The 15,888-nt window shown below is 58.3% G+C and carries 17 protein-coding genes; 8 read left to right on the top strand and 9 right to left on the bottom strand.

The window, feature by feature from the left end; genetic code table 11:
• The first annotated feature begins 36 nt into the window (after positions 1 to 36).
• Together B150_RS0103835 and B150_RS0103830 are read left to right on the top strand one after the other, a co-directional pair.
• Positions 37 to 591 (top strand): cysteine hydrolase family protein, encoded by a 555-nt coding sequence (locus B150_RS0103835; RefSeq protein ID WP_020398565.1) that lies wholly within the window; start codon positions 37 to 39, stop codon positions 589 to 591.
• Positions 588 to 1,067, top strand: a complete 480-nt coding sequence (locus tag B150_RS0103830) for a GNAT family N-acetyltransferase (RefSeq protein WP_020398564.1) — start codon at positions 588 to 590, stop codon at positions 1,065 to 1,067. The genes B150_RS0103835 and B150_RS0103830 overlap by 4 nt, the downstream gene beginning before the upstream one ends.
• A 10-nt stretch (positions 1,068 to 1,077) precedes the next feature.
• Here the strand turns inward: B150_RS0103830 and B150_RS19635 are convergent, their stop codons facing one another.
• From B150_RS19635 to B150_RS0103805, 5 genes are all read right to left on the bottom strand, one after another.
• Positions 1,078 to 1,398, bottom strand: a complete 321-nt coding sequence (locus B150_RS19635; RefSeq protein ID WP_020398563.1) for a catalase — start codon at positions 1,396 to 1,398, stop codon at positions 1,078 to 1,080.
• Between the two features lie 168 nt (positions 1,399 to 1,566).
• The gene (locus B150_RS19630) at positions 1,567 to 2,268 is read right to left on the bottom strand and encodes an alpha/beta fold hydrolase (RefSeq protein WP_025897487.1); all 702 of its coding nucleotides are present in this window, start codon (positions 2,266 to 2,268) and stop codon (positions 1,567 to 1,569) included.
• Positions 2,269 to 2,276: 8 nt separating this feature from the next.
• The gene (locus B150_RS0103815; protein WP_020398561.1) at positions 2,277 to 3,251 is read right to left on the bottom strand and encodes a quinone oxidoreductase family protein; all 975 of its coding nucleotides are present in this window, start codon (positions 3,249 to 3,251) and stop codon (positions 2,277 to 2,279) included.
• A gap of 4 nt (positions 3,252 to 3,255) precedes the next feature.
• On the bottom strand, positions 3,256 to 3,960 hold the full coding sequence (locus B150_RS0103810) for a dienelactone hydrolase family protein (RefSeq protein WP_020398560.1): 705 nt from the start codon (positions 3,958 to 3,960) through the stop codon (positions 3,256 to 3,258).
• 45 nt (positions 3,961 to 4,005) lie between these two features.
• Complete coding sequence (locus B150_RS0103805) at positions 4,006 to 4,497, bottom strand: methylated-DNA--[protein]-cysteine S-methyltransferase (protein ID WP_020398559.1); 492 nt, start codon at positions 4,495 to 4,497, stop codon at positions 4,006 to 4,008.
• An 81-nt stretch (positions 4,498 to 4,578) separates the two neighbouring features.
• Here B150_RS0103805 and mnmE point away from each other — a divergent pair, with 81 nt between their 5' ends.
• The 5 genes from mnmE (at position 4,579) to B150_RS0103780 (ending at position 10,404) form a co-directional block, all read left to right on the top strand.
• A complete protein-coding gene (mnmE, locus tag B150_RS0103800; RefSeq protein ID WP_026168189.1) occupies positions 4,579 to 5,940 on the top strand; it encodes a tRNA uridine-5-carboxymethylaminomethyl(34) synthesis GTPase MnmE in 1,362 nt (453 codons plus the stop codon).
• A 151-nt stretch (positions 5,941 to 6,091) separates the two neighbouring features.
• Positions 6,092 to 7,963: a tRNA uridine-5-carboxymethylaminomethyl(34) synthesis enzyme MnmG gene (gene mnmG / locus B150_RS0103795; protein ID WP_020398557.1), complete on the top strand. Its 1,872-nt coding sequence runs from the start codon at positions 6,092 to 6,094 to the stop codon at positions 7,961 to 7,963.
• A gap of 8 nt (positions 7,964 to 7,971) precedes the next feature.
• Complete coding sequence (rsmG, locus tag B150_RS0103790; protein WP_020398556.1) at positions 7,972 to 8,592, top strand: 16S rRNA (guanine(527)-N(7))-methyltransferase RsmG; 621 nt, start codon at positions 7,972 to 7,974, stop codon at positions 8,590 to 8,592.
• Positions 8,593 to 8,642: 50 nt separating this feature from the next.
• On the top strand, positions 8,643 to 9,449 hold the full coding sequence (locus B150_RS0103785) for a ParA family protein (protein WP_020398555.1): 807 nt from the start codon (positions 8,643 to 8,645) through the stop codon (positions 9,447 to 9,449).
• Positions 9,450 to 9,489: 40 nt separating this feature from the next.
• A complete protein-coding gene (locus B150_RS0103780) occupies positions 9,490 to 10,404 on the top strand; it encodes a ParB/RepB/Spo0J family partition protein (protein ID WP_020398554.1) in 915 nt (304 codons plus the stop codon).
• A 70-nt stretch (positions 10,405 to 10,474) separates the two neighbouring features.
• On the opposite strand, the gene gshB is transcribed toward B150_RS0103780, so the two are convergent.
• Genes gshB through rsmI form a run of 3 tightly spaced genes read right to left on the bottom strand, consistent with a single transcriptional unit; the run spans position 10,475 to position 12,698 of the window.
• Positions 10,475 to 11,425 carry a glutathione synthase gene (gene gshB, locus B150_RS0103775; protein ID WP_020398553.1) on the bottom strand — a complete coding sequence of 317 codons (951 nt, stop codon included), beginning with the start codon at positions 11,423 to 11,425 and terminating at the stop codon, positions 10,475 to 10,477.
• A gap of 29 nt (positions 11,426 to 11,454) precedes the next feature.
• Positions 11,455 to 11,829: a YraN family protein gene (locus B150_RS0103770; protein WP_020398552.1), complete on the bottom strand. Its 375-nt coding sequence runs from the start codon at positions 11,827 to 11,829 to the stop codon at positions 11,455 to 11,457.
• Positions 11,830 to 11,831: 2 nt separating this feature from the next.
• Positions 11,832 to 12,698, bottom strand: a complete 867-nt coding sequence (gene rsmI / locus B150_RS0103765; RefSeq protein WP_020398551.1) for a 16S rRNA (cytidine(1402)-2'-O)-methyltransferase — start codon at positions 12,696 to 12,698, stop codon at positions 11,832 to 11,834.
• A gap of 141 nt (positions 12,699 to 12,839) precedes the next feature.
• Between rsmI and B150_RS22115 the strand changes: the two genes are divergently transcribed.
• Complete coding sequence (locus B150_RS22115; protein WP_020398550.1) at positions 12,840 to 14,222, top strand: penicillin-binding protein activator; 1,383 nt, start codon at positions 12,840 to 12,842, stop codon at positions 14,220 to 14,222.
• A gap of 26 nt (positions 14,223 to 14,248) precedes the next feature.
• On the opposite strand, the gene B150_RS23365 is transcribed toward B150_RS22115, so the two are convergent.
• Positions 14,249 to 15,871, bottom strand: coding sequence for a hypothetical protein (locus B150_RS23365; RefSeq protein ID WP_020398549.1), 1,623 nt, complete (start codon positions 15,869 to 15,871; stop codon positions 14,249 to 14,251).
• Between the last annotated feature and the right edge of the window lie 17 nt (positions 15,872 to 15,888).

Here is a 15,888-nt window from a genome sequence, read left to right as displayed (position 1 = left end):
TTTGCAGGCCCTTTTTTTATTTGAAGGATTTTCACGGTGGCAGAGACAGCCCTTTTGATCATCGACGTGCAGGAAGCGATTGACGACCCCAAGTGGGGCGCGCGCAATAACCCTGATGCAGAAGGCAATATCTCCAAGCTCCTGAGCTATTGGCGAAATGGCGGCTCGCCGGTCATTCATATTCGCCATGACAGTCAGGAACCCGGCTCACCATACCGCCCCGGCCAGCCCGGCCATGCTTTCAAGGATGTGGCGGAGCCCTTCGCCCATGAGACCGTGTTTGGCAAAAAGACCAACAACGCGTTTGTCGGTACTGGGCTTCATGATCATCTGTTTGATCATGATGTGGATACCCTGGTGATATGTGGCGTGCTGACACAGCATTCGGTCGATACCACGGCCCGTATGGCTGCAAGTCTTGGCTACAGGGTTGTTGTAGTGTCGGATGCGACCGCTGCGACCGGTGTTACCGACGCTCGCGGTCAGGTCTGGACGTCGGAAGATGTGCATGCCCTTACGCTCACCCATCTCGCGGCGGATTATGCCACCATCGCCTCAACGGAAGATATTCTCGCGGGCTTTGAGGTATGAAAATCATTGCCTATGAAGTGCGGTACAGGGATGCAGTGAGGGACCTGATTGTACCCATCCAGCGCGAGGAATTCGGCATTGATATCAGCTATGAGGATCAGCCAGACCTCGCTGATATTGAAGGTTTTTACCAGAAGGGCGAGGGCGGTTTCTGGCTCGCGATTGTGGATGATGCGGTTGTCGGCACCATCGCGCTTATTGATATCGGTGAAGGCCGGGTGGCACTGAGGAAAATGTTTGTGGCTGCTGAATATCGCGGGCGGGCTTACGGTACAGCGCAGGCGCTTCTCGACTATGTGACAGCCCGAGCGAAGGCACGCGGACTGTCTGAAATTCTGCTCGGCACAACGGCAAAGTTCCTCGCCGCACACCGCTTCTATGAGAAGAACGGCTTTGACCTCGTGGAAGCGTCAGACCTGCCGGACAGGTTCCCGCGCATGGCGGTTGATACCCGCTTTTACCGGCTAACGCTTTAGTCTTTAAGGCCTAGTGGACCCGTGCGTCTGACACGCCAAATTCCGGCGACCAGATAAAATGCTGCCGTTTCAGCTGGTGGTTTTCCCAGTGCAGGGGCTGCAGGTTATAACTGTCCGCCGAACCGCCGCGTGAGAGCGGGAGGATCGTGTCGATATTCCAGCCGAACTGGCTTTTTTTGCCGTGATCCATATAGCGGATCGTGCGGCCGCAGCTGTCCTGCCGGTAGATATCGGGGTCGTGGCCGGCGATTTTGCTGGCCTTATTCCAGATTTCGGACTTCAGCGCTTCACGTGCGTTACGGAACCGATAGCCGTCAAATTCACCATACATTTCCAAGCTCCTCAGACTAATTTGTCCAATTACCGGGTGCTCATCAACAAAGGCTGCCAATGACATCTATATCTTGATTTATCTAATATAAGATTAACAACATGTAGTGAGCTGCATTCATAAAGGATCGATAAAGATCGGGGATGCAGTGCTTGGGTGAGGGCAAGATCAGTGGCAGATATTCTTAAGAAGTGCGGCCATTTCTTCGGGTGCCTCGAGCGGGATCATATGGCCTGAGCCTTCGACAGGATGGAGCGTGATCTTGCCGCTTGACCCTAAAACCAGCTTTTCAATCGCCCTGAATGGTACCATAGCATCCGCCCTCGCCATGATGAAATGCACCGGCATATCAAGCGCGAGCAGTTCCGCTTTCACATTCGGCCGCTCGATGGGCGCGATCAGCTGGCGGATAAGCTCATTCTGCCCAAGGTCATGCTCCATCGCGAGGATGGTGCCACTGATGGCTTCATCATCCAGATGCGCTTCCGCCACAAACTGTTTGAGCCGCGCTTTCGACATGCCGCGGTAGGTGAGGCGGGTGAGCATCTCGGCATTGCGCTGCCTGAGCGCCTTCTCGTCATCGGACAAGCCGTAAGGCGAAGCGGCAATCACGGTCAGGCTTTTAAAACGCGAGGCTGCGTGGGTTGCGGCCATCATGGCGAGATACCCACCAAGCGAGAAACCAACCAGATGGCAGGGCTCGTTCGGCGCGCCGTCCATCACCTTCTCAAGCATGGCCTCCATGGTCTCCGACCCCGTATAGTCAGCATGTGCGACATTAGCGCTGTTCATATGCGGCAGCATGCGCCCCCACAGCCGGGCGTCACACATGGTGCCGGGGATCAGGTATAAGGGGGTATGAGCGCTCATGACGGCTCTCAGGGCAACAGGATCGTCTGACCGGTGGTTTCGCGTGCCTCGAGCGCCCTGTGGGCTTCCGCGGCATCCTTGAGCGCGTAACGCTGGTTGATATCCGCCTTGATGTGGCCTTTGGCGATGGCGTCGAACACGCGGCCTGTGCAAAGCTCCAGATCCTCGCGGGTGGCGACATAGTCCATCAATGTGGGACGCGTGATGTAGAGCGAGCCTTTTTGCGCGAGAAGACCGGGCGAGAAGGGGTCTACGGGGCCGGTCGCGTTGCCGAAGGTCACCAGCGTGCCGCGGCGCTTCAATATCTCAAGCGAACCCCGGAAGGTATCCTTGCCCACACTGTCATAGACAACAGGCACACCTTCACCCTTCGTGATTTCCATCACACGTGCGACAAAATCTTCGCTCGCATAATTGATGGTGTGGTGGCAGCCGTGTGCGCGGGCAAGTTCGGCCTTCGCGTCACTACCCACCGTGCCGATGGTGGTAACACCAAGGGCGTTGAGCCACTGGCAGGCAATCAGCCCCACACCGCCCGCGGCCGCGTGGAACAAAACGGTGTCACCGGGTTTCACCGCAAACGTGCGGAAGATGAGATATTCGACCGTGCAGGCCTTGAGCATGAGGGCGGCGGCATCTTCGTCCGACACTCCGTCCGGCAGCTTCACAAGTTTGGCGGCGGGGAAATTGCGTTCCTCCGCATATGCACCAACCGGCCCGGCGGGGTAGGCCGCGCGGTCACCCACCTTGAAGGTTGTGACACCCTCACCGACCGCTTCAACCACGCCAGCGGCTTCAAGCCCTGGCACGGCAGGCAGCGGTAGCGGGTAAAGCCCGGTGCGGTGATAGGTGTCGATGAAGTTGAGGCCAATGGCTGTTTGGCGCAGGCGCACTTCACCGGCGCCCGGACCGTCCAGCGACCGTGAGGACCATTTGAGAACATCCGGCCCGCCGGTTTTTTCCATCACGATCGCATGGCTCATGGTTTTAGCCTTTCAAATGGTTTTCAAAGAATGCACTGGTGCGGGTGTTGGCGAGCGTGGCTGCTTCACCGTCCCAGTTCACGCCGTCAGGGCGCGCGAAGGCATGGTCGACACCGGCATAGTCGTGGATCGAAACTTGGCCAACGCCATCAAGTCCCTTGTGTATTTTCGCCTGTGCGTCCTTGTCGACAAAACCATCTTCCTCGGCGATATGCATCAGGAGCGGTTTCTTGATATTCGCAGCTTCCTTGAGGAAGGTGTGGATGTTGACACCATAGTAGGACACGCAGGCATCGGCGTCCGTGCGGGCGGCGGTGAGGTAGGCGAGCAGGCCCCCAAGGCAGTAACCAACCGCACCCACTTTGCCGGTCGAACCGTCCATACCGCGCACCACATCGATGGTGGTTTTGATGTCTTCAACACCCTTGCCGAGGTCGAAGCCCTGCATCAGCTTGAAGGCCTTGTCCCACTCTTCCTGGCTTTTGTCGGTGATATCCACACCGGGTTCCTGGCGCCAGAAAAGGTCGGGGCAAATGGCGATATAGCCTTCCTTGGCGAGGTCATCACAGATCTGGCGCATGCCACCGTTGACGCCAAAAATTTCCTGGATCGCGACCACAGCCGGGCCTTTGCCGCCTTCGGGCTTGGCCACATAAGCCTTGAAACTGCCGCTGCCGTCCGCCGCCTTGATATCGATATAGTCTGCCATTTTGTCCCTCCTCGAGGCTTGGGGTTCCCTCAGTTATGTCTAGACTTAGTCAAGCGCGCCCGATGCTTCAAGCGCCTGGCCTTCTTCAACGCTCAAAGCGCCCTCAAGAACAAGTAGGGCGCGTTTGGTGTAGAGACCACCGTCACCGGAATATCCGCCAAGCTTGCCGGCGGACGCCACCACGCGGTGGCAGGGCACAAGGATCGGGATCGGGTTACGCCCGCACGCAGTGCCGATTGCTTGCGCTGCCGAGCCGATCTCTTTTGCCATATCGCCATAGGTTCGGGTTTCTCCATAGGGGATTTCGCGCATGGCCGCCCAGACCTTCTCCTGATGTTTGGTGCCCATGGCGGCAAGCGGCAGGTCAAACTCCGTCAGCTCACCGTCAAAATAGAGGTCGAGCTGGCGTTTGGCTTCAATGAGCAAGGGTGTGCTTTCCTGAAACGGACTCCATCCCCAGTCGAGCGAGACAATGGCGCCGTCAAACTCGGTGATGGTGATATCAATGACCGGGGTGTGCATGGAGAGTTGCGACATGAAAGCCCTCGCGATATGGATAAGCTGAACCTGAAAAATGATTGTCTTTCTTATAAGCCCATCGGGTGTGAGGATACCAGCGTGACCAGCCTGCATGACGACACAATTTTTGCGCTCTCCTCCGGCGCCGGCACTGCCGGGGTTGCTGTGGTGCGGCTTTCCGGTCCGCGCTCGTTTGCAGCACTAGAGGCGCTGACCGGCAAAGCGGTGCCCAAGGCACGCTATGCAGCCCTCCGTCTTTTGCGTGATCCTGAAAGTGGTGCGCGGCTTGATGAAGCGCTGGTGCTGGCGTTCAAGGGCCCGGCCTCATTCACCGGGGAAGATGTGGTCGAACTCCATCTGCATGGTGGCCGTGCGGTGGTTATGGGGGTCTTGGATGCGCTTGACCGTATCGAAGGGTTGCGCCCGGCCGAGGCTGGCGAGTACAGCCGCCGCGCGTTTGAGAATAACAAGCTCGACCTCACCGAGGCTGAAGGCCTCAATGACCTGATCCACGCCCAGACCGCGGCGCAGCGCGAACAGGCGCTCCGGCAGATGGACGGCGCGCTCAGGGAACTCTATGAGGATTGGCGCTCCCGCCTCGTTGGACACCTCGCGCATCTCGAAGCCGACATCGATTTCCCGGACGAGGACCTGCCGGAGGGTGTTGCAGGTGCTGTAAAACCAAATATAGCGGCTCTTTGCACGGAGATAACACAACATCTTGTGGATGGCCGCCGTGGTGAGGCTTTACGCGAAGGCTACCGCATCGTCATCATGGGTGAACCCAATGCGGGCAAGTCCACACTCCTGAATGCGCTGGCCAAATCCGATATTGCAATCGTTTCTGACGAAGAAGGCACCACGCGCGACGTGATCGAAATCCAGCTCGACCTTGGTGGCTTCCCGGTCCGGCTGATCGACACCGCTGGTGTGCGCGAAAGCACGGGCGCGATTGAACAGGAGGGTATCCGCCGTGCGCTCAAACGCGCCGAGGAAGCCGACCTTCGCCTCGTGCTGGTGCGCGCCGATGACTGGCCCATCCTGCCGACGTCGATGGAAAAATGGCTCGATGAAAAAGCCATGCTGGTGATCACCCAAACCGACAGGGCGGACATGTTTCACGTGAAACATGACAAGCTGCCGGGCAAGGTGATCGACGTGGCTTATGTCTCAGCCAAAAAATCACATGGCCTTGATGACTTGTTCAAGCGGCTTGAAGACCATGTGCGGGATGCAATGGCGCCGCGCGAGGCACCGTCACTCACGCGCGTGCGTCACCGGCGAGCACTCGAGGAAGCGGTCGAGCATCTCACCCGCTTCGATCAGAACGCAGGCTTCGATGCCGTGCTGGCGGCAGAAGATGTGCGCATGGCGGCGCGGGCGCTTGGCCGTATCACTGGGCGTGTCGGCGTCGAGGACATCCTTGACGTCATTTTCTCCGACTTCTGTATCGGGAAATGAGCTACCCGATGTTTCACGTGGAACATCGGATTTTTGGCCTGCGTCCTTAACTTTGACTTAAAGCTCATTCTCTATTATAGACACCGCAAAACAGGGGCTCTGACACGGGCCTCTTTTTGTGTTTCTATGCATCGGATGGATGAGCAGGCATATGACGGATTTTGATGTCATTGTAATCGGGGGTGGCCACGCCGGCTGTGAAGCGGCGGCGGCATCTGCGCGCATGGGTGCGAATACGCTGCTGATTACCCATAAGCCTGAAACCATCGGTGAGATGTCCTGCAACCCCGCCATCGGCGGTTTGGGCAAGGGCCATCTGGTGCGCGAGATTGATGCGCTTGACGGCATCATGGGCAAGGTTGCGGACGCCAGCGGCATCCAGTTCCGTTTGCTCAATCAGCGTAAGGGACCAGCGGTTCAAGGACCGCGCTGCCAGTCTGATCGCAAGCTTTACCGTGAAGCCATGCAGGCGACATTGAACGGTTACCCGTGCCTCACCATCGAGGGTGGGGCAGTGGAAGACCTGATGCTTGACCGCGCGGGCGACAAGCCGGTGGTGACGGGTATTGTCACCGCGGGCGGCAAAAAGATCACTGCTAAATCGGTGATCCTGACCACGGGCACATTCCTGCGCGGGCTTATTCACCTGGGTGAAAAGAAGATACCCGCGGGCAGGGTAGATGAAGCGCCATCGCTGGGTCTCTCGGATACGCTCGAAGAAATCGGCTTTGAACTTGGTCGTCTCAAGACCGGCACACCCGCGCGGCTTGACGGCAAAACCATCGACTGGTCGGTGTGTGAAGAACAGCCGGGCGATACGCCGCCGGTGCCGTTTTCGTTCCTGACAAGCGAGATCACCGTGCCGCAGATCAGTTGTTATATGACACGCACATCTGACCGCACGCATGAAATCATTCGTGAGAACCTGCACCGTTCGCCGATGTATTCCGGTCAGATCGAGAGCAAGGGCCCGCGCTATTGTCCGTCGATCGAAGACAAGATCGTGCGCTTCGCCGACAAGACAAGTCACCAGATTTTCCTTGAGCCCGAAGGCTTGGATGATGACACCGTCTACCCGAACGGCATCTCCACAAGCCTGCCGGAAGAAGTTCAGGACGAACTGATCCGCTCGATCCCGGGGCTTGAGAATGTACGTATCATCCGCCACGGCTATGCGATTGAATATGACTTTGTCGATCCGCGCGAACTAAAGGTGACGCTTGAAACGCGCCGCGCGCCGGGGCTTTTCCTCGCGGGGCAAATCAACGGAACCACGGGATATGAGGAAGCAGCGGCACAAGGCCTGATGGCGGGCGTGAACGCAGCGCTTCGGGCAAGGGGCGAGGGTGAGACCTTTGTGCTTGACCGCGCTGACGCCTACATCGGTGTGATGCTCGATGACCTTGTCACCCAAGGCACCCGCGAACCCTACCGCATGTTCACCAGCCGCGCGGAATACCGTTTGCTGCTGCGCGCCGATAATGCTGACCAGCGCCTGACCGGCAAGGGTATCGATATTGGCCTTGTGCATGACGAACGCGCAGAAGCTTATACCGCCAAGAAAGCGGCACTCGACGCTGGTCATGAAACGCTCAAGTCGCTGTCGCTGACACCAAATGAGGCCGCCAAGGTTGGCATCCAGATCAACCAGGACGGCGTGCGCCGGAACGGCGAAGCGCTGCTTGCATTCTCAACTATCGACTTCGACAAGCTGCGTGAAGTGTGGCCTAATGAGCTTGGCGGCATCGACCCTGATATCGCACGCCAGCTCGAGATTGATGCCATGTACGCTGGTTACCTTGAGCGGCAGGCGCAGGACGTTGCTGCCTTCCGCAAAGATGAAGCGCTCGAGATCCCGGAGGATCTGGACTTCGCAACCATCGTTGGCCTCTCGAACGAGATGCGGCAGAAGTTCGGTGACGCCCGTCCGGCCACACTTGGTGCCGCAGCACGAATCGCAGGTGTTACGCCGGCGGCACTTTCGCTGCTGCTCGCCCACGTCAAAAAACGCCGTGCGGCGTAAGAGGCTTTATGTATTCCGCTGACGATCTTGCCCGCGATCTCGATGTTTCACGTGAAACGCTGGACAAGCTGAAAATCTATGCCGGTCTTCTCGCCAAGTGGCAGAAGGCTAAAAATCTGGTGGCAAATTCGACACTCGATGCTATGTGGCAACGGCATTTCCTTGATTCGGCACAAATGGCGCCGCTGCTGCGTAAAGCTTATGGTGACCGTGACCTGACGATGCTGGACATCGGCTCTGGCGCCGGTTTTCCGGGTCTGGTTCTTGCGGTTATGGACGTTGGTCACGCGCATATGGTTGAGGCCAATGGCCGCAAATGCATCTTCATGAGCCAGGTTTCACGTGAAACATCGGCGACGGCCACGATCCATAATGAGCGAATCGAAGCGCTGGAGCCATTTCCCATCGATATTGTCACGTCCCGCGCCTGCGCGCGTGTGCTACAGCTTATCGAATGGGCATCACCGTTCCTTGGCAACACCACAGAAATGTGGCTCCTCAAGGGGGAAGGCGCGGATGAAGAATTGACCGAAGCGCAGGCTTGTTGGAAGATGGATGTGACAAAGCACAAAAGCCTTTCCGACCCCAACGGGGTTATCCTGAGGCTTTCAAAGCTCGAACGACTGTAAAAGTTGCATGGGCCTGCATCCTGTAGGCTCAAGAGGGGAGAGTGACGGCTATGCCGGTGGACCAGATGACGGGTGGGGCCCATATCATCGCAGTGGCGAACCAGAAAGGTGGCGTGGGCAAAACCACGACGACCATCAATCTTGCAACCGCCATGGCTGCGGTCAAAAAACGTGTCCTGATCCTTGATCTTGACCCGCAAGGCAATGCCAGCACCGGGTTTGGTATCGACCGTAAGGCCCGGGAAATCACGTCCTATGACGTGGTTCTGGGTGCGGCTCCGCTGGGTGACGCCATTGTACCAACCGAGGTACCCGGCCTTTCCATTGTCGCCTCCACCGTTGACCTTTCGGGCGCTGACCTTGAACTGGCAGAGCTTCCGCACAGGAATTTCCGCCTGCGTTATGCGCTCGAGAAGGCCGTCGCACGGCAGGAATATGATTATATCCTCATCGATTGCCCGCCGTCCTTGTCGCTCCTGACCATCAACGCGCTTGTCGCTGCTGATTCGGTACTAGTGCCGCTGCAGTGTGAGTTTTTTGCGCTTGAGGGCCTGAGCCTGCTTCTTAAAACCATTGAGCAGGTGCGCGCGAGCCTCAACCCGCGCCTCACCATCAATGGTGTGGTGCTGACCATGTTCGACAAACGCAATAACCTCTCCGAACAGGTGGCGTCGGATGTGCGCGAATACTTGGGTGAAAAAGTCTATAAAACAGTGATCCCGCGCAATGTGCGCATTTCGGAAGCGCCAAGCCACGGCAAGCCTGCGCTTCTCTATGATCACCGCTGTGTCGGTAGCCAGGCCTATATAAAGCTGGCAAGGGAGCTTCTGGGTCGCGATAAAAAAGTCGCGGCTTGAGGTAAAAATACAAATAAAAACAAACTGTTAGGTTGATTTCATGAGTAAAGCTGCACGTAAAGGCCTCGGCAAGGGTTTATCAGCACTTCTGGGCGATGACCGCCCGGTATTCGAGGACGGCCCCGAGGGCCCGGCACAAGCCGCAGGTGGTCAAGCCGGTGGCCGCCGCCTGTTGCCGATCGAGTTTCTGGAGCGTAATGCAGGCCAGCCGCGCCATCATTTTGACGAAGACGCGCTCGCTGATCTTGCGGAAAGCATCAAGCAGAAGGGCTTGTTGCAGCCGATTCTCGTGCGGGAGGTCGGCCCCAACCAGTATCAGATTGTCGCCGGTGAGCGCCGCTGGCGCGCGTCGCAGAAGGCTGGCATCCATGAGGTACCGGTGGTCGTCAAGGAACTGACCGACCGCGAAGTGCTCGAGATCGCGATCATCGAGAACATCCAGCGCCAGGACCTGAGCGCGATCGAGGAAGCGAGCGCCTACAAGAAGCTGATCGAGGAATTTGGTCACACGCAGGAAGTAGCGGCCGAGGTTGTCGGCAAGAGCCGCAGCCACGTGACCAACCTGCTGCGCCTGCTGAACCTGCCGGAATCGGTGCAGAAAATGGTCGATGACGGCAAACTCTCGATGGGCCATGCCCGTGCGCTCATTGGCGCTGAAGACCCGGCCGCAATCGCAAAACGTATTGTCGCTGAAGGGCTTAGCGTGCGCCAGACCGAAGCGCTGGCCGGTGAAGCCAAAGGCCGCAGCAAGCGTGAACCACGTCCGGGTGGCTCGGGCTCGTCTGGTGCCAAGAAAGACGCTGACACCGTCGCGCTTGAGAAGGACCTGACCGCGGCCATCGGCATGAAGGTGCTGATTGACCACGCAGGCGAGGGCGGCAAGGTCACCATCTCCTACGAGACGCTTGAGGAACTGGACGAGCTCTGCTCCAAACTGGGTGTCTGCGGCTTCTAAGCCATTCAAGATAAAAAAAAGGCCACGCACCGGTGATCGGGCGTGGCCTTTTTTGTGGGGGATCAGCGGTTTAAAGCTTGGCTTCAATCGCGTCCCAGATGTCGGCCTCCAGCTTCACGCCGTCAAAACGGTTCACCGCCTGCAGGCCGGTGGGCGAGGTGACGTTGATTTCCGTCAGCCAGTCGCCGATCACGTCGATACCAACGAAGATGAGGCCACGTTTCTTGAGTTCGGGCTTGAGCCGCGCGCAGATTTCCTCCTCGCGTGGTGTCAGCTTCGACGCCTCTGCCATGCCGCCCACGACCATGTTGGAGCGCACTTCGCCTTTGGCCGGCACCCTGTTGATGGCACCCGCTACCTCACCGTCGATCAGGATGATGCGTTTGTCACCATGGCGTACTTCCGGCAGGAACTTCTGCACCATGACCGGTTCGCGGCTCTGGATGAAGAAAAGTTCCAGCAGGCTTGCCAGGTTGCTGTCGTCTTCTTTCAGGTGGAACACACCGGCACCACCGTTACCGTATAGCGGCTTCACGATAATCTCGCCGTATTTGGCGCGAAACTCGCGCACGTCATCAGCACGGCGCGTGATCAGGGTTGGCGGCATCAGGTCGCGGAACTTGGTGACAAACAGCTTCTCCGGCGCATTGCGGACTTCTGCGGGGTTGTTGACCACGAGCGTGTCGGGGTGCACCAGTTCAAGCAGATGGGTTGCGGTGATATAGGCCATGTCAAATGGCGGGTCCTGCCGCATCCACACAACATCCATGTCGCTGAGGTCAATGCGCTCCGGCGTGCCGAACTCAAAGTGGCGGCCGCCGTCTTCTCGCTGCACCGTCATCGGGTGCGCGACGGCAGACACCTTGCCTTCATTATAGCTGAGGTCCTGGGGCAGATAGTGCCAGAGCTTGTGGCCGCGTGCCTGCGCCTCCAGCGCAAGCACAAAGCTGCTGTCGCCCTTGATGTTGATGCTGTGCATCGGGTCCATTTGAAAAGCGACTTTAAGCCCTTGTTTGCCCATGAAAAAACCTCGTTCTTAAACTGAATTCTTTAAAGCGTTGCTTGAACGTTTGCGCGCCAGGCGTCCTTGATATGGGACGGTAGGCGCGGCCATGCAATGGCAATCACATCAAAGCGAAGTGATAAGTGCTGTTTTTTGTGTTTTGCGACCCACAGGAGCGCGGCGCGCTCAATACGGCTGCGCTGTTTTGCGGTGATGGATTCAAGCGCGGCAGCCCTGGTTCTGCGCTGTTTGACTTCCACAAAAACCAGCGTATTGCCGCGCGTGGCGATGATATCAATCTCACCGACCGGGGCGCGCACACGTTCAGCCAAAATGCGGTAGCCCTTGAGGCGTAGAAGCGTGCACGCGATCAGCTCGGCCCGGCGCCCGCGTTTCTCCGCTGCTTTGCGCCCGCCTGCCAAGCCTAATCGCCCTTTGTGAGCTCAAGCGCGCGGCTATAGAGTACTTTTTTGGGTACGTCCGTTAGCTCGGCCACAAAAGCGGCGGCGGATTTGACACTCATATGCTTGAGCGCGGCCTTGAGTAGGGTTTCTGCATCCAGCGCGGTGCTGTCGCCCTCATCCCCGTGCGGAGGCGGCCCGATGACCACAACAATCTCGCCCTTGGGGGCTTCACCGGCGCCGTAGAAGGCGGCGAGACCACCCAAGTTGTCTCGCCTGACTTCTTCATAGCGTTTGGTGAGCTCGCGGCATACGGCACCCTGCCGGTCGCCGAGTACACTTGCCGCATCCGCAAGACAGTCGGCAACCCGTTTGGCGCTTTCGTAAAACACCAGGCTTGCTTTGGTGCGCAGCTCCGCACGGAACCAGTCCTGCCGCGCCTTGGTCTTGTTCGGCGGGAAACCCATGAACAGGAAACGGTCCGTCGGCATACCGGCGAGCGAGAGCGCCATGATGGCGGCACACGGGCCCGGCACGGCGGAGACATAATGCCCGGCGTCCTGCGCCTCAGCCACCAGCTTGAAACCGGGGTCTGAAATCAGCGGCGTGCCGGCGTCCGAGACAAGCGCGACCTTCGCGCCTTCCGCGAGGCGCGCCATGATTTTTGGCCGTGCGACCGGGCCGTTATGTTCGTGATAGGGCACCAGCGGCTTTTTGATCAGGTTCGCGGTCAACAGCTTGGCGGTGACGCGCGTGTCTTCGCAGGCAATCAGGTCAACTTGCCCTAGCACATGTTTGGCGCGCGGGCTGAGGTCCCCCAAATTGCCGATAGGCGTGGCGACCACATAAAGCCCCGGTTTCAAAATCTGCTGAGACCCGAATTCGGCCATTTTTCATTCCCATACTTGCACTTGTGGTTCAAAAAGCGTCATGCTTTGGCGAGGCGCCGATTTACAGCCGCATGAATTCGAACTAGGGTCAGCCATCGTTGGGCGATCCCCTTCTGGGGCCAGATAACACCAAGGTTGGATATGCTTGCAAGCCGCTTCTTCCATTACTGCCGAGCTTTAGGAGCGATTGCGCTAATTCTGGCCGTTGCCGCCTGCTCAAGCGACACGAGCACAAGCAAAACGCCGCGCACCCGTAGTGGCGATGTGCCGCCGCGCCCTGAAAAACAGGTAGACCTTGGTGAACAGCCACAGGCACCTATCCGCGACGGCATGACCGGCATGGAAAACGCCGAGAAAATCCGTATTGCGATCTTGCTTCCACTCACTGGCCCTGAGGCACAGACAGGCAATGCGTTGCTGCGCGCGGCCACCATGGCGCTTTTTGACGCTTATGACCCGCGTCTTCTGTTGATGCCGTTTGATACCAAGGCGGATTATGCCACCAGCGAACAGGCGGCACGCAAGGCGATAGAGGCCGGTGCGAGCGTTGTGCTTGGCCCGCTTCTGGGTGCCAATGTGAAGGCGGCCGGAGATGTGCTTGCGCCGGCAGGTATTCCAATGATCGGCTTCTCAAACGACCAGAGTGTTGCGGCCCCCAACCGCTATATCATTGGCTTTATCCCCGAAGGCGAAGTGGACCGGGTTGTGGATTATGCCATCGATACCGGCTACCGGCGTTTTGCGGCGCTATTGCCGGAGGGCCTATACGGCAACCGTGTGCGCACGGCCTTTGGTGACACCATCGCCGATAGTGGCGCGCGCATCACGGCGATGGAAAGCTATCCGCCCGACCCTGATCAGGTATTCGGGCCGGTTAAACGCCTTGGCAACTATGACGAACGCCAGCGTGCGCTCAAGGACGAGATCCGCTTCCTGCGCAGCCTGAATGACGACATGACCAACGAGGTCGCGGACCGGCTTGAGAAAGCCGAAGCGCTTGAGCCTGTACCGTTCGATGCCGTGATTGTGCCCGAAGGTGGGGAACTGTTGCGCACGCTCGCACCGCTATTGCCCTATTATGAGATTGACCCCAACAAGGTGAAACTTCTGGGTACGGGCCTCTGGAACGATGAAAGCATCCTCAGGGAGCCGCCGCTCCAGAACGCCTGGTTTGCAGCGCCCATGCCGGAAAAGCCTGCGGCGCTGCTCGCGCGCTACAAAGCCACCTATGACGAGGATGCCCCGCGGCTTGCCACTATCGCCTATGACGCCATGGCGCTTGTGGCCGCACTGGCGCGGGATGAGGGTGTACCGGCGGAATATCGTTTCTCGGCTGAGCGGCTGACGAATCCGTACGGCTTTGTCGGTACCGACGGTCTGTTCCGCTTCCTGCCCGACGGCACCAATGAACGCACACTCGCGATCCTTGAGGTGCACCAGAAAGGCTTCACCGTCGTGGACCCCGCGCCAACGGCCTTCCCAAGCTTCGGCTATAGCCTCCGCTCACACCGCCGGGACTATTGATCCGGCACCTAGCCTCGCGCTAGCCCTCAATCACTGACCCGGATCACGCCGCTTGGGCTCGCGGCCTCTTCGCGGTAGAGCGTTTTGCCGTTCACATAGTCGGTGATTTCAAGGGTCATGCGGAGGCCTGCGCGGCTGCTGGTTTCCGCGCCAATTTCGAAATCATGCATCAGGAATACGTCGAGATAGTCACGCCCGGCTACGTCCTGCGCGCTGTAGTATTTGATTTCAGTGCCGCTCCTGACATTGATGCCGCCGTCGCGGCCAAGGCACACATAAAGCGCACCAATGTTGCAGCTGAACCGCGCACGGTAGGGGTAAAGTTCTGCGACACGCTCGCGCTCGGCTTGTGCTTCAGCGGCGCGCTGCGTTGCAATTGTTGAGCGTTTCTCTTCAAAAAGCCGATGCCAGCTTGCGACGCGGTCTTTCGCCATCGCGAAATCCTGACCAGACAGGTTGGCTCGATAAAACGCCGATTTAGTGGGCTGTTTTTCATCAAGGCTTACAAAGGCCGCGCGTTTGAGGCTGACTGTCTGCGCGCCCGGGTCAATGCTGAAGGCAAGCACGAGGTCTGCCGCTTCAAGCACAGGCTTTGCCGCACGCGCGTCTGCGAGCGGGACCGGGATTTCCACACGTGCGGCGGCAAGGCCGTTGCCGGTCACAATTTCCGCCGTGAACACCTGCCGGTCTGCGTTATAGCTGATGTTCCGGGCATCAAAGCCACCCGTTGACGCGGCGATATAGTCATCAAGGTCGGTATAGTCCGGCGTGCCGTCATCTTTATGCGTTTCGTCATAGGCTGTTTTGGCCGCCGCGACGCGCGCGGCGTGCTGTGCTGTGGTTTCAAATTCGTCTTTGACGGGCGGTTTGAAAGCATCAGCGGCGGCGCGGTTGGCGGTGTTTTCATGCCAGGCGGCAAAGGCATACATAATGGCGTCCGCAAAGGTTTCGCCCTGCTCGGGGCGGAAAATCGTGCGGCCAGTGCCTTTGCTGACGGTGAAGCCGACTTCGATGCCACTAAACAGTGCTGCCGTGACTTTCTCCTCAAACGCTCCAGCCTCCGCGTCAAGTTTCGCCTTCGCGTCAGCCTGTGCTTTGGCCTTCGCTTCCGCATCCTCCGCTTTTGCCCGCGCTTTGGCCTCAGCAGCTTCTTTGCGGCGGGCCTCAAGAAGCGGGCGATCAGCCCTCGCGGCCTGACCGCGTTCCGCGCGGCTCATGCCAATGCGGGCATAGCCGCGGTCTGTAGTTTCTGCCATGAATTTCACGGCTTCGCCTACCATCTGCTGCCGGGTCGGGGTGAGTTTTGACAGGTCGACAAATTTGAACTGGCCAACACGGCCGTAGATCGCAATCAGTTCGGTACAAAGTTTGTTCTGCGTGTCGCCGGCATAATAGTCCGGCAGGGAATAAAGCCGGTCGGACGCTTCCTTGGCTGCGGCGTCGAACCAGTCAGCGATTGCTTCAGCATCCTTGTTGTTGCAATTCTTGTTCTTCGCACATGCGGGTAATTCAAGCGGGTTACGGTCATATTTCGCAAAATCGACAGTTGCGGCGCGGCAGAGTTCCGGTATTTGGAATGCAGCAAACGCCGATGTGGAAAAAAACGCGGAAAAAAGGGCAATGAATACTGCAGACAGCTTGAACGGCATGGAGAATTTCTTCGTAA

Source organism: Kordiimonas gwangyangensis DSM 19435 = JCM 12864 (genome assembly GCF_000375545.1).
Classification (GTDB): domain Bacteria; phylum Pseudomonadota; class Alphaproteobacteria; order Sphingomonadales; family Kordiimonadaceae; genus Kordiimonas; species Kordiimonas gwangyangensis.
The sequence above is the reverse complement of the archived record's forward strand: the minus strand, read 5'-3'. Positions and strand labels throughout refer to the sequence as shown.